This window comes from Microcoleus sp. Pol12B3, assembly GCF_036701355.1.
In the GTDB taxonomy this organism is placed as follows: domain Bacteria; phylum Cyanobacteriota; class Cyanobacteriia; order Cyanobacteriales; family Microcoleaceae; genus Microcoleus.
In genome coordinates this window covers 13,184-30,218 of record NZ_JAUBQS010000072.1, presented here as the reverse complement: position 1 = coordinate 30,218, position 17,035 = coordinate 13,184, and the positions used below count along the sequence as shown (strand labels likewise).

The 17,035-nt window shown below is 45.5% G+C and carries 16 protein-coding genes; 5 read left to right on the top strand and 11 right to left on the bottom strand.

The window, feature by feature from the left end:
* Nucleotides 1-40: 40 nt before the first annotated feature.
* Nucleotides 41-298 (bottom strand): element excision factor XisI family protein, encoded by a 258-nt coding sequence (locus QUA53_RS25085; protein WP_333100435.1) that lies wholly within the window; start codon nt 296-298, stop codon nt 41-43.
* Between the two features lie 47 nt (nt 299-345).
* Entirely contained in the window at nt 346-702 is a 357-nt protein-coding gene (locus tag QUA53_RS25080) for an element excision factor XisH family protein (protein ID WP_333100434.1), read from the bottom strand.
* Between QUA53_RS25080 and QUA53_RS25075 the strand changes: the two genes are divergently transcribed.
* A complete protein-coding gene (locus tag QUA53_RS25075; protein WP_333100433.1) occupies nt 696-863 on the top strand; it encodes a hypothetical protein in 168 nt (55 codons plus the stop codon). The genes QUA53_RS25080 and QUA53_RS25075 overlap by 7 nt on opposite strands.
* Nucleotides 864-1,815: 952 nt before the next feature.
* On the opposite strand, the gene uvrA is transcribed toward QUA53_RS25075, so the two are convergent.
* The 4 genes from uvrA to QUA53_RS25055 form a co-directional block, all read right to left on the bottom strand.
* Nucleotides 1,816-4,776: an excinuclease ABC subunit UvrA gene (uvrA, locus tag QUA53_RS25070; RefSeq protein WP_333100432.1), complete on the bottom strand. Its 2,961-nt coding sequence runs from the start codon at nt 4,774-4,776 to the stop codon at nt 1,816-1,818.
* A gap of 73 nt (nt 4,777-4,849) precedes the next feature.
* Nucleotides 4,850-5,293: a retroviral-like aspartic protease family protein gene (locus QUA53_RS25065; RefSeq protein ID WP_333100431.1), complete on the bottom strand. Its 444-nt coding sequence runs from the start codon at nt 5,291-5,293 to the stop codon at nt 4,850-4,852.
* Between the two features lie 121 nt (nt 5,294-5,414).
* Nucleotides 5,415-6,047: a 7-carboxy-7-deazaguanine synthase QueE gene (locus tag QUA53_RS25060; RefSeq protein ID WP_333100429.1), complete on the bottom strand. Its 633-nt coding sequence runs from the start codon at nt 6,045-6,047 to the stop codon at nt 5,415-5,417.
* Nucleotides 6,048-6,232: 185 nt separating this feature from the next.
* On the bottom strand, nt 6,233-6,931 hold the full coding sequence (locus QUA53_RS25055; RefSeq protein ID WP_333100428.1) for a class I SAM-dependent methyltransferase: 699 nt from the start codon (nt 6,929-6,931) through the stop codon (nt 6,233-6,235).
* Between the two features lie 952 nt (nt 6,932-7,883).
* Between QUA53_RS25055 and QUA53_RS25050 the strand changes: the two genes are divergently transcribed.
* Together QUA53_RS25050 and QUA53_RS25045 are read left to right on the top strand one after the other, a co-directional pair.
* The gene (locus tag QUA53_RS25050) at nt 7,884-8,654 is read left to right on the top strand and encodes a hypothetical protein (protein WP_333100427.1); all 771 of its coding nucleotides are present in this window, start codon (nt 7,884-7,886) and stop codon (nt 8,652-8,654) included.
* A gap of 366 nt (nt 8,655-9,020) precedes the next feature.
* Complete coding sequence (locus tag QUA53_RS25045) at nt 9,021-9,467, top strand: hypothetical protein (protein ID WP_333100425.1); 447 nt, start codon at nt 9,021-9,023, stop codon at nt 9,465-9,467.
* Nucleotides 9,468-9,692: 225 nt separating this feature from the next.
* Here the strand turns inward: QUA53_RS25045 and QUA53_RS25040 are convergent, their stop codons facing one another.
* Nucleotides 9,693-10,247 (bottom strand): cyclic nucleotide-binding domain-containing protein, encoded by a 555-nt coding sequence (locus QUA53_RS25040; protein ID WP_333100424.1) that lies wholly within the window; start codon nt 10,245-10,247, stop codon nt 9,693-9,695.
* A 328-nt stretch (nt 10,248-10,575) separates the two neighbouring features.
* Entirely contained in the window at nt 10,576-11,568 is a 993-nt protein-coding gene (locus tag QUA53_RS25035; protein WP_333100423.1) for a DUF1517 domain-containing protein, read from the bottom strand.
* Nucleotides 11,569-12,007: 439 nt separating this feature from the next.
* On the opposite strand from QUA53_RS25035, the gene hemB reads away from it, so the two are divergent.
* Together hemB and QUA53_RS25025 are read left to right on the top strand one after the other, a co-directional pair.
* Nucleotides 12,008-12,991, top strand: a complete 984-nt coding sequence (gene hemB, locus QUA53_RS25030; RefSeq protein ID WP_333068624.1) for a porphobilinogen synthase — start codon at nt 12,008-12,010, stop codon at nt 12,989-12,991.
* 513 nt (nt 12,992-13,504) lie between these two features.
* Nucleotides 13,505-13,993, top strand: a complete 489-nt coding sequence (locus QUA53_RS25025) for a GNAT family N-acetyltransferase (RefSeq protein ID WP_333100422.1) — start codon at nt 13,505-13,507, stop codon at nt 13,991-13,993.
* 180 nt (nt 13,994-14,173) lie between these two features.
* Here QUA53_RS25025 and QUA53_RS25020 read toward each other — a convergent pair whose 3' ends face one another.
* Genes QUA53_RS25020 through QUA53_RS25010 form a run of 3 tightly spaced genes read right to left on the bottom strand, consistent with a single transcriptional unit; the run spans nt 14,174 to nt 16,997 of the window.
* Nucleotides 14,174-15,109, bottom strand: a complete 936-nt coding sequence (locus tag QUA53_RS25020; RefSeq protein WP_333100421.1) for a HAMP domain-containing sensor histidine kinase — start codon at nt 15,107-15,109, stop codon at nt 14,174-14,176.
* Between the two features lie 25 nt (nt 15,110-15,134).
* Nucleotides 15,135-15,728: an L-threonylcarbamoyladenylate synthase gene (locus QUA53_RS25015; RefSeq protein ID WP_333100420.1), complete on the bottom strand. Its 594-nt coding sequence runs from the start codon at nt 15,726-15,728 to the stop codon at nt 15,135-15,137.
* 6 nt (nt 15,729-15,734) lie between these two features.
* The gene (locus QUA53_RS25010; RefSeq protein ID WP_333100419.1) at nt 15,735-16,997 is read right to left on the bottom strand and encodes a YcxB family protein; all 1,263 of its coding nucleotides are present in this window, start codon (nt 16,995-16,997) and stop codon (nt 15,735-15,737) included.
* Nucleotides 16,998-17,035 lie beyond the last annotated feature (38 nt).

Genomic DNA, 17,035 nt, shown 5'->3' with positions numbered 1-17,035 from the left:
GTTCTATCATATAGCGCAGGGCGAAAACTTTTGGCTCTTATCATACTTTTAACCATTTACAAAACCGGGATGCTCCCATGTAGATTTCGGTACTGTTGTGTTGAATCCAGATTTGATTTTCGATGATATCGAGCTGCATGGCACACCCATAGATGCGATATTCATCGCGCCATTCGTTGTGCATAACGAGGTATCGATCGCGGGCGATATCGAAGATTAACTGAGCATTTGCGTCATTTTTAGAAAAGTCTTCGAGAAAGTCACAAACAATTTTGCGGTATTCGTTTAGTCTATCCATTGGTCGCTCGCCTCACGAGTTGGATTGTAAATAATTAGTCGAATTTCCTAACGTTCGATGACAGTTTTTGCGGGTTCAAATCTGAGACATATTTGGTAGGTATCGGTGGGCCCTGCCAGATACAGCATACGTTCTGGTTCGCTAGAGACTTCGATGGCAATGCGATAGTTGAGGAATTGACCGAGGGCGGTGTGGAATTCAGAAATGGTGGAGCCACCTGCAAAACTTTTGACTTCTACAGCTATTTTACGTCCTTCTTTTTCAGCGGCGATCGCTTCTTCGGCTGCAAGATCGATGTAGACATCCGCAACACCATAGCGTAACTGGTAGGGATCGTGGGTAATTTTCCAGCCATCTTTTTGTAGAGCGATTTTGACCGTGTTGTGGAAGATATCCTTTGCCATTTTTAGATTTTACCCCAGGATTTACATCGGAACTTAAGGGTGCACCGACTTCCACCGAAACCATGACGGCGGTGTATTGTCCGCTGTCGGTGAGTTGTTTGGCTAAAGCTAGCATGGCGGTGGTTTTACCGACTTGTCGGGGTGCATGGATGACGAAATAGTTGCGTTGAGCGATTAACCGTTCTAAGCCCGGTAAGCGCAGTGTTGGGAGTAGCACGTAATGAATGTCTGCTTGGCAGGGGCCTCGGTATTAAACCAGCGTGGCATAGGTTAATTGGGGTTAAAGGGGTTGCTCTCAGTTTACTGTGCTGTACCCGAATAGAAAGGATAAAAGTTACTCGGAGCGCCGTGAATTGATAAAGCCTTTGTCAAGAAGCCTGAGCTTCAAAACACGGGCTAACGATCGCTGCCATAAAACTTCAATCCAGCATCTTAAATACTCTTAAACGACTATATTATTAGTATTAATCATTTGAAAGCACTGAAATGTTAGACCCAGCCCCCAAACTGTAAAGATTAAAAGCTAGAGGTACTGTACAACTCCCAGGAAAAACTCTGCCCCTCATGCAAATTTCAAAGCTTTTTCTAATCCCAAAACATCATTGATGTTTCATCCTTAATCATCTTGGCATCACACTTTGGGCAAGGATGTTTACTAGGCCAGGGATAGAGCCGCGATCCCTGACATTTAGGACAAATATTGAGTCTCTTATCATAGTTAGGATCGCCAGTCGGGCCATCTTTGCCATCGCTCCCAATCAGAACGTCAACTACTGCTTCACAATCTTCACAGGCCATTGTTCTAACAACAGCGATCATTCCAACGTCCCGACGACCAGAAACCCATTTTGCTATGTACCCACAACCAGGACATACAAAGTTAAATTTTGCACCCATTGTTTTCCTTGATGAAGTTTGGCTAATTTGTACCAGTATACCTCTGTCCCAGAGCCGCTCGGATTGCAGAGCAGAACTCTCTGACGACTAAGCAGACTAACTTGTAATAGTATTTTAATTGTAGGGTGCGTCAGGTGAGTTTCTTAAACGATTATTGAAGGTTTAAATATCTGACGCACCTTACTAATTATGATAATTGCGTAATTCCTGTTAGTATTAACTAACGGCTACAGCCTCCCCTAAAGGATGCTGCTGCAAAACCGCTTGCAAATACTTCCCAGTATAAGAACGGGGATTTGCCGCCACATCCTCCGGCGTCCCCGCCACAATAATTTCGCCGCCCTTATCTCCCCCTTCAGGCCCTAAATCGATCGCCCAATCGCAGCACCGAATCACATCTAAATTGTGTTCAATTACCAAAATTGAATTACCCTTATCCACCAATCTTTGCAGCACATTTAACAAATGGTGAACATCATAAAACGACAAACCAGTCGTCGGTTCGTCGATTAAATAAAGCGTCTTCCCAGTAGCGCGGCGCGACAGTTCCGTTGCCAATTTTACCCGCTGCGCTTCGCCTCCAGAAAGCGTCGGCGCCGGCTGTCCCAACTGAATGTAACCCAAACCAACATCAACCAAAGTTTGCAGTCTGGCGCCCGCCCTAGGAATATTTTTAAACATCTCCAAAGATTCCTCTACGGTCATGTTCAAAACATCAGAAATCGACTTGCCTTTGTACTTAACTTGCAGCGTTTCCCGGTTGTACCGTGCACCTTTGCAAACCTCACACTGCACGTAAACATCCGGCAGAAAATTCATCGAAATCACGTTCACGCCTTGGCCGCCGCAAGCTTCGCACCTTCCCCCTTTCACGTTAAAAGAAAACTGCCCCGCTTTGTAACCTCTTGCCTTCGCTTCAATGCTTTCGGCAAACAAATCGCGAATCACATCAAAGACTCCCGTGTAAGTAGCGGGATTAGAGCGCGGAGTGCGGCCGATGGGAGATTGGTCAATTACAATTACCTTATCAACCACATCCTCTAGAGAGCGTTCGCCTTTAGTTTTGAGGGCGTCCATATCGGGCGGTAAAGGCACTTTTTTGGTGATATAGTGTTGCAGCGACGGGTACAGCAATTCATTAATTAAAGTTGATTTTCCCGAACCGGAAACCCCCGTCACGCACACGAGTTTTCCCAGGGGAATTTCGACATCGATATTTTTTAAATTGTTGCGCGTCGCATTTATGATTGAGAGAGCTTTGCCGTTGCCTTTTCTTCTTTCATTAGGGGTTTCAATTACTCGTTTTCCCGACAAATAAGCACCAGTCAAAGATTCCTCTGCCCTTAGCAAATTTTCTAAACTTCCTTCCGAGATGATTTTGCCGCCGTGCACGCCAGCACCGGGCCCAATATCGACAATATGGTCGGCCGCCCGCATGGTTTCTTCATCGTGTTCTACCACAATCAAAGTATTGCCTAAGTCGCGCAATTTTGTTAAGGTTTGCAGCAGGCGAAAGTTATCTCTTTGATGCAGTCCAATGCTGGGTTCGTCCAAAACGTAGAGCACGCCCGTCAAACCAGAACCGATTTGAGTCGCTAGCCGAATTCGCTGGGCTTCTCCGCCAGAAAGTGTCATTGCGGCGCGGTCTAAAGTCAGGTAATCTAACCCGACATCAAGCAAAAATTGCAGCCTTGCTTTGATTTCTCTCAGGGCTAAGTCGGATATTTGAAATTGCCGATCGCTCAATCCCAAATTATTTACTCGTTCGCGACATTCGCGAATCGAAATACTCGTTAAATCTACAATTCCGTACTGTCCCAACCGCACCGAAAGCGCCTCTGGTTTCAAGCGCTTGCCGTGACAAACCTCGCAAGAGCGATCGACCCGATACTGTTCCAGCTTCTGCTTGATCAGATCGGAACCAGTATCGTCGTACTGGCGCTGCAACATGGAAATTACGCCATTAAAATCTCTCCTAAAATCAGTGCTACCGTCGCGCTTTTTACTTTCTGCGCTGCGCTTTTGCTCATTGCCGTACAAAATTACCCGCTGGTGTTCGGGCTTTAATCTATACCAAGGAGTGTCGATATCAAACCCGCAAGTATCAGCAATACTGCAAAGCAGAGAGAGATAATAGGAATTGTCTTTGTCTGACCAAGGCGCGATCGCACAATAAAGAGGCGCTTTCTCGTCGGGAACTACCAACTCCGGCGCAAAAGTCCGCAAACTCCCCAAACCGTGGCAGTTTTGGCACGCGCCGTAGGGCGAATTAAATGAAAATAACCGGGGGGAAAGTTCCTCCATTACTGCGCCGTGTTCGGGACAAGCAAAGTTTTCGGAAAATACAATCGGCCCCTGTGGTTCGGAATTTTCATCACTCGGTAACTCTTCAATTATCGCAATTCCCTCAGAATGGCGCAAACAAGTTGCCAGAGAATCAACTAAACGTTCTTCTAAACCGGGTTTTTTAATTAACCGATCGACAACTATCTCGATATTGTGCGTATGATTTTTATCTAATTCGATATTTTCCGAAAGTTCTAAAATTTCTCCGTTAACTTTGACGCGGATAAATCCTTCCGCAGCTAAACTCGACAATAATTTGCGGTGAGTGCCTTTTTTTCCGCGCACCACTGGTGCCAGAAGATGAAAGCGAGTGCCGTCTGGAAGTGCCATGACTCGATCGCACATTTCATCAATTGTCTGCGGCGCAATGCAGCGATCGCAAATCGGACAGTGCGGTTCGCCGGCTCTGCCGTAGAGCAATCTGAGATAATCGTAAATTTCTGTAACAGTACCAACCGTCGATCGCGGGTTGTGAGAAGTTGACTTTTGGTCGATCGAAATAGCCGGACTCAAGCCTTCAATCGCGTCCACATCCGGTTTGTCCAACTGTCCCAAAAATTGGCGCGCGTAAGCGCTGAGAGACTCGACGTAGCGGCGCTGTCCCTCGGCAAAAATTGTATCGAAAGCGAGGGAAGACTTACCAGAACCGGAGACGCCAGTAAAAACGATCAGGCGATCGCGCGGCAGTTCCAGATCGATATTTTTCAGGTTGTGCTGTCTCGCACCGCGAACCCGAATCGTATTTTGGTTGTTAGAGTGAGAATTCGTCACATTATGCCCGTTGCGGGATGCACTTGGCTGGCTGTTTGAGGTTTCGGCGCGTTGGGACATGAGAGTAGTGCAAAACAGTGCTTAACCATCTTAGCGCTGCCGATCGAATAGCTGGCATCCAAACTCAAGAATATCAAAGAATTGTCCAATAAGTTTCCGTCGGCCCGTCGGGCAAAACTTTCAATCTTTGATTTTTCAAATCCACTTCAATTCCCAGCGCTTCCATCGGAATCACCCCTAAAAGTGGAGTTTTCCCCTCTGGCAATTCCAAACACTCAAAAGTCCCTTCGCGTCCGCACAGAGAAATCTTGGCATCTTGAAAAATCCTCGCCTCACTAATACCCGTGGCTGTTTCCACAACCACTTGCTTGAGAATTTTCAAACCCAGTCTGGCGAGAACATCTTTAGGCAAACACAAAGTTGTCGCGCCCGTATCCACCAAAACATTTTCTAGAGTAACAGACCTCACCTGCTCCATTGGAATCAGACCATCTTCGGCTTTCCCTTCATCCAGCCGATTCGTAATTACTAAGGTTGTGATAACTTTTCCCATTGGAGTTTCCGTAGTTGTTTCCATTACGTTCCAATTATCATAAATTGCTGTTTTAATTATAGCACATATTTGCACAGATTTTCAGGCAACGATGCACTCCCCATTCTGCACCGCCTTGACGAATATCTATGGCTAAATTATCAAATTATTGCACGCCAATAAACTTGTGAGTTTGCAAAGATAGCCTGTAACTATGATTTTGTTTCAGCAATCCCAAAATAATGGAAAGCGCTAATTTTTGGGAGTTCCATTCTGGTTGCAAGAAAACCGGAATATTCACATTATTTTCCAAATGCTTGTGATAAAAATCAACTTCTTCGCCCGTGCTAATCACTAACTTAATTTCATTTGCTCTCGTCCAAAAAAGCTCTTGCACCGGATATTTAGGATTGACGTGTTCCTTCGGAGAAAGAGTAATCCAAGCCTGTGGCGAAACATCCTGCCAGCAAGCGCCCGAAGTTTCAATACTCACCTGCTTGTCCGCTTCTAACAAAGCTTCAACTAACTCAGGCAAATCGCGGTGAATGAAAGGTTCGCCGCCAGTAATGACCACCCTCGGAGACTGCAATTGAGCGAGCAATTGTGCGATCGACTGCGGTACAGACGGCAAACCTTTGCCCCCATTTGCGTAGCCCGTGTCACACCAAGGACAGCGCACAGGGCAACCGGCCAATCGGATAAAATCAACTAAAGTCCCCGTCCAATAACCTTCGCCTTGAACAGTACCTTGAAAAGTTTCGTGAATCGGTAATTTTACCTGCAAATTTGAACCCAGCATTTGCGCCTCTGATTAACTAAAAAATAAATCATTCTCTAAGGTACGCATTGCACACCTTATTCTATACTTTTGAGTTTCTAGGGTGCGCATTGCGCACTTTACTCTATATAAAACCGACTTGTATATTCTTGAATAATTAGCAGCTTGTGGCAATTTAAAATGAACCGCAAACCGCAAATAACTCTTTAATTATCCTGTTCCGGTTCCATCATGGTAGCCCAACGGCGTTTCAATGCCAAAGTCAGTCCGTCAGCAATGGGGACAACACTGAGAGTAACTCTGGGATCGTTACGCAATTTGTCGTTAAAAGTACGAATGGCGGTGGTGCTTTCGTCTTGTACTTGAGGGTCAGCAACTCGTCCAGACCACAGAACATTGTCAATTACAATTAAACCGCCATTGCGTACAAGTTGCAGCGATCGCTCAAAATAAGCCTCATAGTTTTCTTTATCGGCATCGATGAAGGCAAAATCAAAGGTTCCAGCTTGTCCCTCGGCTATTAGTTTGTCGAGAGTATTTATTGCTGGGCCCAACTGCAAAGAAATCTTATTAGCCACGCCCGCAGCTTCCCAATAGCGTCGCGCGATCGCAGTATATTCCTCGCTGACATCGCAGGCAATAATCTGACCGTTTGAAGGCAGCGCCAAAGCTACGCACAGCGAGCTATAACCAGTAAAAACGCCAATTTCTAAGGTTTTTGTCGCTCCCATAAGCTGCACCACGAGCTCCATAAACTGACCTTGTTCGGGAGCAATCTGCATCTGGGCCATAGGATGTTTAGCAGTTTCTTCCCGTAGTGAAGCGAGAATATCGGGTTCCCGCAGAGAAATAGATAACAGATAATCGTAAAGTTGATTTTCTAAGCCAAGAGTTGAGTTCGCCATCGGTTTGTCCTTGCTGCTGACTTTTGATTTTAGATTATAGATGCGCTGTTAATGGAAATCGGAAACTGTAGAGTTAATTTTGGCACCTATTTTGCTGTGGCTGATGACAGGTTGCAGTAGCAGTGTCTCGGTTACACAGAGGCAAATTGCAAAACGCGCGATCTACTTCCAAATCAGTTTATCTCAGCTACAGGTGATTTAGCAGCTCTGGAAAAGAAAAATGGAAGAGGGGAGCGTTTTGAGATTCCTGCTTTTCTAGCACCGTGTAACGCCGTTAGCGATACGAGTTCAAAAGATTAATGCAACGGTAGACAAGCTGCAAACCCATACACAATAAGCTATTGCCATCTCACATCTCAAATAAATCTCAAATGGTATGAGTTGGGGAGAAAGTGACTTCATTCCGATCGCGAAGTAGACAAACTGCGAAAAACATAAGTATGTCATTGCCAGTGGAATGAAGCAATCCCAGAGGTTGTGATTCGTTTACATTTTGTTACATTTTTAAGTTTTTTCGTGTCGCTCTACTTAACCCGGAATGACTAATTATTGAAGACTTACGCACTCCCAAAAAACAAACCGTTTCCTTTAAGCCTTATGTATGGGTTAAAGCCGATTTATTTTCCTGAAACAAACCAGGAGTCGAGAAATCCGGGTGTCTCAGAGTATTACTATTCACTAACAAACTGAGTTTAATAGGACGATTACTTAACTGTCACAGCTTATTCCTCCCCACCTAAACAAACTACCCACAATCAACATAACATTTCACGATTGAGGTAGAGCAAGTATTTGTGGGCAAAAGCCCGGCTTGTAGCAACCTTTGAGCCGCACTATTACTCATAACTTAGAAACCGGGATTAATAGGACGATTACTTAACTGTCACAGCTTATTCCTCTATACCGAAATAAGCTACCCAAAATCAAAACAACATTCCACCAAGGCATCGCTATGTATTACACTTTCGCAGGTTTTGGTGCCGTCACAGGCATATTTTTGCTGCTAGTTTTTGCCATTCTCCAATGGCTGCACGTCCCTGCCGGCAGTTTTATTGATTGGGTAATTGCCATTGCTATTTTTGAATGGCTGTTGCTGATAGTTACAGTTCCCTGGAATATTCATTTTGAAGCAAAAGAAGTTTTAGCGCAAGCCGCAGAATCGACTAAAAAAAACATTGCTGTCGATCGGGAACAAGTCAAATACGTTACTGTATTAGTTAGCCGATCGCTCTTTGCGGCGATCGCACTTCACCTGTTTAGCGCGATCGCACTTTACGCCCTAGCCGCCACCGGAATTAGTGCTATTGGCTATCTCAGTTCCGGTGCTGCACTGCTGTTAACTGTACTGCGTCCAGCTATCCGAGGTTATCAATATTTAGCCCAACGGCTGACAACTATCCGCAGCCAATTTTTGTACCCCCGCGAAGATATTGTCGAACTCCGCAGCCGCTTTGCAGGGTTAGAATCTACAGTTAGAGACTTGACCAATCAATTAAGTTCAGACAATCCGAATTCGTGGGTGGCTGTCCAAAATCGGGAACAGGAAGCTATCAGAAGAGAATTAACTACGGTATCCGCATCTCTACAATCTTTGCAAGCGACAAATCAGGCAGAACACACTAAGCTCAGAAGAGATGCAGAAAGTGCGATCGCCCAACTCACCGATGACGGACAATTTCTCAACCACGTCCGCGAAATTATCCGCTTCTTTAAAGAATCGTAAACTCAGATGATTTTAGATTAAAGAATTGAATAATTGGGAATGACTGATGACTATCTGGCTTGAGAGCTGGCCTACCGTAAAACTCTGGCTCTAAACTGCTATCATTAGTCATTAGTCCAATTCCCAATCCTCAACATCCACTTGTCAATTACCTATCTTTAGATGGATGACAAATAGTCACAGGTAGTTAAAATTTTAATAAAAACCGAAATTTATCACTCTTCAGGAAGACTCAATTAAGGGATTTTCCCTAACAGCAATTTTTCGTAAACTATAACCAAAGATAGTTTGTGAATGAGCTAGCTTTGACCTAGTATTTAAATATAGCGCAAAGACCTTTTTGAAAAGATAACCCAGGAATAAATCATGACTAATCGCCAACCAATACCCCCCAAAGAAGAAGTTAGCAAATCAACACCGGCAGACGAACAAATCGAAGCCAATATGGAAGCACCCCACTACGACAGGGGCATTACTCCTGCGGAGACAGCAGCACGGCAAGAACGGGAAGGCGCTAACTTTATGCACACCACCACCGAAGGGAAGCAGAAAAGTGCCAAAACTGATGACCAAACCGATGACGAAAGCATTCACACCACAGATGGTTATACAGTAGACAAAGAAGGTCTCGTTAACAATTACGCGATCGAACCGGAAATGTACATCAACGAACCGGGCGATTTGAGAGCAAAAGAAGAAGCTGAAGCCGCAGAACGCGCTCGAATTCTAGCAGAAGTTAAAGATAAAAAAGGCGAGGAAGGAAAACTGACAACGGATGCAGACACCCGTGGCAAAGGGCCGGGCATTATCTAGATTGTGTGGTTGGTAGTTGCGTTTCAGCGCGCGAAATTGCAACTGCAAACCCAAGGGGCGGGTTTTTATAGTTCCGGCAGTTATCGATCGATATTTCCGGTACAGCCCGCCCCTATTTTGTTTTGCATATCGGTTTTTTGAGTTGAGAGGTTACATCATACATCTCTCAATTACCGTATCAATCGGCCAGTTTTCACAGCCTGCTCAAAAACGCCTTAAAATTCCTCAAGCTTTAACATTTTCCCTAAGCCAATTAAACTTAGCCTCAGCTAGCGCCAAATTTTCCAGAACGTTAGGATTGATATCCTCTCGTTCAAATTCTGGTTGATCTAATTCAATATTGCGACCGTATTCTATATGTCTGATCGTACCGCGCATCCTGTCTGCCAGACACAGTGAAATTCCATAATAAAACCGGGAAGCAAAGCCCATATCCTGTTGAAGTTTGATTACTAACTGTCGCCGGGGAATTGCCAGCAAGTGAGTTTCTTCCATTGCCTTCACCGTTGCCAAAGGAGGGCGAGCATCAATGAAAGAGACTTCTCCCACAAGTTCTCCGCTGGCTATTTTAGCTAGTTCTCTAGTCCGTTCAGCCTCGATCAAAACGCTCAAACTCCCCTTCAAAACAATGTAGAGCGCATCTATCTGTCTCCCTTCATGGATTAAAATCCCGCCCGGATCGAGAACTTCCTTTTTGCCTTTTTGGACGATCCAGTTGATATCGTCATTATTTAACTGGCTCAAAATAAAAAGTGCTTTTTTTCTGCTGCTGTCGGCCATAAGTTTTCGCTCTCGATCGCTTCTTCTTTCATATAAAATTTAGATGGCACGCGATCGCCACTTCTTCCGAAGCAGTCCTCGCTCAATACAGTTTTTTATCCTGCCTAACTTCTTTGCAAAACCCCTATGAGGTAGGCTTGGCCCATAGCAGATGAATCACGCTGAATCATAATCTCTAAATACTAGCATTTGTTAAACAATCTTCTTTAACTCGATCGGCCTCCCCAACATCCCGCCAAATGCCCTCTCCAAAGCCATCGGGTTCGTCCACACAGCTTTGGTACGGGATGGGGCGCGACAGACAATGCTCCGCGCCCAGTCTTGCTCACTAAATCGATCGCAAATCAGGATAGCCGGCCAACATATCGTCCGCGGTCAGAGTGTCCCCGCTGGCTTGAGGAGTCCACAGCACCTCAACCGCCAGCAACTGCTCGCTCGATACTCCCCCAATCTGGCGCAAAGCTTGGCGCAAATCTTCAGAATTTTTCACGGCTGGCAATTGCAATTTACCTTGAGAACCGACAATCACCGTCACCACAATATATTCTCCGGGATCTGAATTCAAATCAGAAGCAACCAGCGCACCATTTTCCTGCAAACCAGGCAGGATCTTGCTGCTCCCTGCTTGTCGGAGCTGGTTGTTATAATTCGAGAGCGTTTCTTCAGTAAATTTGCTGCGTTCTGCCAAAGAAAATTGATTAAACTTAGCTTCGGCTGCTTCTAAGCGAGTTTGCACAGATTCAGCGCCCGCGTAAGCCCAGTATTCAGGATGCCGTAGCAGCGCCAGGGTAGATTCTTGCAGCACTTGAGCGCGACCCGTAGCGGTATCGGTATCCGCTTTTAGCGCTAGGGCGTCGAGTTCGGCTTGCAAACCGCGGGCCTCTGCTAGCAAACCGACTTGCAAGCGGGCGACAGATACGGTGGTAGTAGGGGCGCTGTTGCCGAGTTCGTCAGTTCCACCCCCGGCGCGGCGGAAGCTTTGGACGAGGAAATTAGCAATCGAGATAAAAATCAAAATCGAGAACAGGCCGCCAAACCCGCCCCCAAAGCCAAAAAACGGCAGCAAGAACGGGAAACCGAAGCCGCCGCCAAACCCGCCACCATAGCCGCCGGGGTAGTAGCCTCCTCCCGACGGCGCGTAAGTGCGACTAGGAGACGAGTAACTGCGCGCCGGAGCACTAAAAGATCCGCCGCCGATGCGTCCTCCGCTGCGGGCCGCCAGAGCTCCATCAGCGTTACCGAGGGCTAGCGTCAGTACCAGACCGATCGCAAATAGTGATTTCAAAAGCGGTTTGATCTTTGAAATTAGTTGCTTGTACATAAGACCGTTACTATTCGATACATTTATAATTTACCGTCTATCCTCGCTTCTGGGCAGCCTGGTTATAGGTATGAAGCCAGCGAGATATCCGTACCAACCGATCCAACCACAGTTAGGCCTGAGTTTGCAAACGAGAAAAGCTGTAAAGAACTTGCATTCCTTACTAATTCATTCTTGCACCATTCTCAAGAGCCGGCTTTCGGGCCTGTTCCACAAAGACTGAATTTCCTGTGGCGATTACGGGTTGGGATATTCTAGCCCGCCCATAAAATGGTTATTGACAATAGTGCAACATCTCAGTTACTACAAACAATCGACCTCCTGGCTTTTACAGAACTTTACTTAAGTACAGGTCGATCGGCCAACAAGAAGCTTTAGACTTTTAAATAAACGCCGCCAGTCCTAGAAAGCAGGACTTAATCTACCGTAAACAAACATAATGTTTCCAACTCACCGCCCCCGCCGCCTCCGCAACCATCCCCAACTCCGCCGGATGGTACGGGAAAATATCTTGACAACCAGCGATTTAATTTACCCCTTATTTGCCGTACCGGGGGAAGCTTTTGCTAAAGAAGTCACATCGATGCCCGGAGTTTACCAGCTATCGGTAGATAAAATAGTAGAAGAAGCAAAAGAAGTCTACGACCTAGGCATTCCGGCTATTATTTTATTCGGCATTCCCGCAGATAAAGACACAGATGCTACAGGTGCTTGGCACGACTGCGGCATCGTCCAACAAGCGACGGAAGCAGTTAAAAAAGCCGTACCAGATTTAATCGTCATGGTCGATACTTGTCTGTGCGAATATACCAGTCACGGTCACTGCGGCTATTTGGAAGTCGGAGATTTAAGCGGCCGCGTCTTGAACGATCCCACCCTAGAATTGCTCAAGAAAACCGCAGTTGCTCAAGCTAAAGCCGGTGCAGATATTATCGCACCATCGGGAATGATGGACGGTTTTGTCGGAGCAATTCGTGAAGGATTGGACTCCGCTGGATTTGAAGATATTCCCATCATGTCTTACGCGGCAAAATACGCCTCAGCTTATTATGGCCCGTTCCGGGATGCTGCAGATTCTGCTCCGCAATTTGGCGATCGGCGCACCTATCAAATGGACCCCGGAAACGGTCGCGAAGCTCTCAAAGAAATTGCTCTAGACATTGCCGAAGGCGCAGATATGCTCATGGTTAAACCGGCTTTAGCTTACATGGACATCATTTGGCGCGTGAAGGAAGCAACTAATCTGCCAGTTGCTGCTTACAACGTTTCTGGGGAATATGCGATGGTGAAAGCCGCCGCCCTCAACGGTTGGATAGATGAAGAAAGAGTAGTGATGGAAACTTTGACAGGATTCAAGCGTGCTGGTACTGATTTGATTTTGACTTATCACGCCAAAGACGCCGCCCGCTGGCTGCAAAACTGATTCACTCGATTAGAGATTAGAGATTAAATAATTGACTCCACAGCACAATCTTCGGGTGTTTTCGTGGAGTCAATACCTCTCTCGATAGATGATTTTTGAGCAATTAGGCAACACACTAGCTATGGCTTACGCTGACCGATAAACGACGCCTCGAAACCGGGTTTTTACAGTTTGGGTGGGCTGTAAGGAAATAGACGTGAGAAAAAACCCGGTTTCTCTGTAGACAAACTCCAAACCCCCTAAAAAATCAGTCATTCCCCATCTAAAATATCTAATCTAAAATCTCAAATCGTATGAGTTATAAGTGGGGAATTTTGACTCAAAGACTTTTTTACAAAATTCACCCCAAAAAGTATTAATAATCACCGAAATTAGTTAGAAAATATGTATAACTAAAAATAGTTTTGTAAATCGGGAATTAAATCATTGATTGTTCCCAAGCAAAATCAACTTTCACTCCTGTAAAACAGTAAAAGTAACACACTTTAGATACCACTTGAAGGCAGATTGAGCATGACATCAACGACTAGGGATTCCAGTCACATTCAATTTTGTATAGGTCGCGATCGCGCAGACATCGTACAGATCCAAGAACTATTTAAAGCCGCCGCCTTTTGGGCGAGGGAACGCAAGATAGAAGATTGGGAAATTGCGATCGCCAACAGCGAACCCGTGGTTACAGTTTGGGACGGCTCACGGGCGATCGGCTTTGCCAGAGCCACCTCAGATGGGATCTATCGAGCTACCATCTGGGATGTCGCCATTCACCCGGATTACCAAGGTGCAGGACTCGGCCGTAAATTAGTGCAAACCGTCTTGAGTCACCCTCGGATGTGCCGAGTAGAGCGAGTTTACCTGATGACAACTTACAAACAAAGCTTCTACGAGCGCATCGGTTTTCAGAAAAACGCTAGCACCACCATGGTACTTGAAAATCAGCTTCTAGAAGAGAATCTCGAATTAGAAATTAGCAACGGCGAATTGCTAACTGCTAATTGTTAAATAAGCAGAAAACTTGCACCCAAATTGCCTCAAAATCTCTTAAATGTAGGGTGCGCAGCGCGCACCTTACTCCCGATAAATAATTTCCCTCTTCCTTCCTTCTTCACTCTTTCATCTTGACGCTTGACTTCTTCCCTCCATCCCTCAATCCGTTAAAAAATCCATTCCCTTCTTCGTTCTTCACGAATTTGCCAAAGGAATAGAACACTGAGTTCGGTTAAAATTGCACTCTTCGGACTCAGAAGGCACGGCCAGAACCTCCAACTTGCCGCTCATCAAACTTAAAAGAGTCTGATTCATCAATAACCTCATTCCTGAAGACACCTGAGAATTATCGCTGCTCTTGGTAACATCACACTCCAAATCGTGCTTCAGCAAATCCCAAGACTCGCTCCAAGCACTCACTGAACGCTGATCGTCCACCCAAATGTGAACGTACCCAGATTCCGGTGAAGCGTGGGCAGACACAGAAATACTCCCCTCCTCCATCTGAGCAACAGCAGTATCTACCAAATTTACTAAAACTTGTCTAAACCTCGGCAAATCTGCCAATACATAAATCCCCGGATCGGGTGGCAATATCTCCAAACGAATGCCGCGATTAGCAGCTTGCAAGTAAGTTAAATCATCAACCTCGTCAAAAACTTTAGCTAACTGAATCGGCTCAATATCCATCCTTTCAGTGCCGTGTTCAGTTTTAGCAACAGAGATAATTTCATCTATTAATTTCACCAACTTGAGTGCCGCGGCGTGAGCTTGCTCGACAAACTCTCGTTCCTCAGCAGGATCGTCGCACAAATCCGAGAGAATTAATTGCAGCGTACCAATCATAGTGCTCAGGGGCGATCGCAACTCGTGAGAAGTTCGAGCCAAAAAACCAGCCTTAAATTGGCTCATCTCCGATGCCATCTGATAAGCCAATTGAGTTTGCTTAAGTTGCTCGGAAAGGGCATCAAACTTCTCTAAGTGAATTTCTTGAGGAGGAGGTGCCACTTTGGGAGCAGGCTCGGGCTGTTGCGAGCTTTTTTGCCGCAGGCGCCAAATCAAACTGCTTCCCAAACCCAGCCCCAGTCCCATACCTAAATATATAAAGTCGCTCCAGCCGATCGGCGCCATATTGCTTTGCCTTGGAGTTTAGCTTTTAGCATTCTAACTCGATAGTGCCTTGTCGCAAGATTTCCCAATCGCTGCCAGTCCATTTAGCCACAGTCGAAGGCAAACTCGAAGCTGTCGTCGCTGTTGCTAATTCAGAAGGAACTAATGTCCAGACTTCCGGAAACTGAGCCTCAATTTCTGCCACCGATTCCAGAGGCGGCTGGCCGGATACATTAGCACTGGTAGTAGCCAAAGGGCCTGTCTGCTCTAGAATCTTGAGCGCAAGGGGAAAGTTAGGAACTCGTACTCCGATTGTAGTCGGATCGATGGGATTCATGGCCGCCGGGACTTTTGGCGAAGCCGGCAGCACCAAAGTTAACGCCCCCGGCCAATAGGATTCGGCTACTTGCTGCCACAATTTTAACTCTGCTGGGCTTCCCTGCACGTAAGGCCACAAAGCCCTCGCCGATGCTGCCATCAAAATCAGCGGTTTGTCTTGACTGCGGCGTTTAGCTGCAAAAATCAACTCCGAGCGATCGGGACGCGCAGCCAAAGCGGGTACAGTATCTGTAGGAAAACTGACGATATGATTACCAGAAATTGCCCCTTGAATCAAGGAGTCGATCGAAACTTGCGCCATTCGATTTTAGATTTTAGATTTTAGATTGAGGAATTGCGCCTGCATTTTCTTGAAATAATTATAGCCGCTTTTCCCGATATTGTTGTGTAGCAATTCTCGGAAATCTGACAATTGCTCTTCACCGCTGAATGCACGCTTGGGAACTATAAAGTACGATTTTCTTGACATCGGATAGAGAGACGGTACAGGATAAATCAATAATAAATTTTGGGTTTCAATAAAGACTTTAAAAGCTTCCCATTTAAAGTTTCCTTCCCAACTCGGAGTTTTAAGTGCCAGCCGCTCTCCTATCACTTCCACAGTCGTAGGTTCCCCCCAGTTCATCTCCATCAAGCCCCTAGGCATCTCTATGTTTATGTCGCGGGGGTTCACCAAAAAAATATCTACAATTTTAGCCAATAAGACTAGCAGGGCTACAAAAACAACGCCCACCACTAACAAGTAGATTTCTTTGAATATAATTGCTATCACAATAAAGGAGACTCCTATTAGTAATTCCCTTTTAACGGATTTTCTATTGAGAGATTTTGAGGTTTGTTCTGTATCCCCATCAAGAGCTTCCATGGAATCTTGAAAATTCAGTTGAAACTCAAAATTTCTGGCTTGCATATCAACAACGTGAGGAACTGGCGGAATATTGCTGTATAGCAATTCTCTAAACCCTTGAAGCTGCTCTTGATTAAATGATTTTTTTGGAAAAAAATGCGGTATGTTGGAAAACTCGTCAAAATAGATAACGAACAAACTTTTTGTCTCTAACCAGTGCGAGTAAAATAGCCACTTGAGTTTGAGGCTAATCTTTGCAGTTTCTAACTCCAGTCCACATTCAGTCATTTTTAGAGTAACAAGTTCGTGCCAAATATTAGTTCTCTGTCTCCAGGGAGAGAGTAAATGAAGTCCCAAAAATTGAAATAGCCAATGAATAAGTTGTAAAATTGCCCATATTAACAAAAAAGGTCCAACTGAAATTCCCGGTTCGATGCCAAATTTTATCGTCGGAAAGAAAAGCATATACCAAAAGAAAAACCGATTGAAGGAGCTGATATTGCACCACCCTAGGAACTTGACAAGAGGGAGGTAGCAGATGCCAAAACCTAGAATGAAATAACCCCAGAGGGGATGTTGGCCAGCAATAATATTGGCAATTCCCCACCCCACAAGAACGACAGGAAGACTCCACAACTCGACTGTCTCGAAAGGATTCAATTTCCGGGAAATTCTATTAGCTTCTAAATATTCTTTGAAAGTAAACTGGTATTCCAACTTCACAGTGATACCTCTTGGGTGCTGAGTGCGATCGCAGTTTT

Bases quoted from the DNA above. Each gene is read 5' to 3' on its own strand.
- QUA53_RS25055 (WP_333100428.1), bottom strand. From the start codon at position 6,931: ATGGCGAACTCAACTCTTGGCTTAGAAAATCAACTTTACGATTATCTG.
- QUA53_RS25040 (WP_333100424.1), bottom strand. From the start codon at position 10,247: ATGGCCGACAGCAGCAGAAAAAAAGCACTTTTTATTTTGAGCCAGTTA.
- hemB (WP_333068624.1), top strand. From the start codon at position 12,008: ATGTTTCCAACTCACCGCCCCCGCCGCCTCCGCAACCATCCCCAACTC.
- QUA53_RS25080 (WP_333100434.1), bottom strand. From the start codon at position 702: ATGGCAAAGGATATCTTCCACAACACGGTCAAAATCGCTCTACAAAAA.
- QUA53_RS25025 (WP_333100422.1), top strand. From the start codon at position 13,505: ATGACATCAACGACTAGGGATTCCAGTCACATTCAATTTTGTATAGGT.
- uvrA (WP_333100432.1), bottom strand. From the start codon at position 4,776: ATGTCCCAACGCGCCGAAACCTCAAACAGCCAGCCAAGTGCATCCCGC.
- QUA53_RS25045 (WP_333100425.1), top strand. From the start codon at position 9,021: ATGACTAATCGCCAACCAATACCCCCCAAAGAAGAAGTTAGCAAATCA.
- QUA53_RS25035 (WP_333100423.1), bottom strand. From the start codon at position 11,568: ATGTACAAGCAACTAATTTCAAAGATCAAACCGCTTTTGAAATCACTA.
- QUA53_RS25060 (WP_333100429.1), bottom strand. From the start codon at position 6,047: ATGCTGGGTTCAAATTTGCAGGTAAAATTACCGATTCACGAAACTTTT.
- QUA53_RS25085 (WP_333100435.1), bottom strand. From the start codon at position 298: ATGGATAGACTAAACGAATACCGCAAAATTGTTTGTGACTTTCTCGAA.
- QUA53_RS25050 (WP_333100427.1), top strand. From the start codon at position 7,884: ATGTATTACACTTTCGCAGGTTTTGGTGCCGTCACAGGCATATTTTTG.
- QUA53_RS25015 (WP_333100420.1), bottom strand. From the start codon at position 15,728: ATGGCGCAAGTTTCGATCGACTCCTTGATTCAAGGGGCAATTTCTGGT.
- QUA53_RS25020 (WP_333100421.1), bottom strand. From the start codon at position 15,109: ATGGCGCCGATCGGCTGGAGCGACTTTATATATTTAGGTATGGGACTG.
- QUA53_RS25065 (WP_333100431.1), bottom strand. From the start codon at position 5,293: ATGGAAACAACTACGGAAACTCCAATGGGAAAAGTTATCACAACCTTA.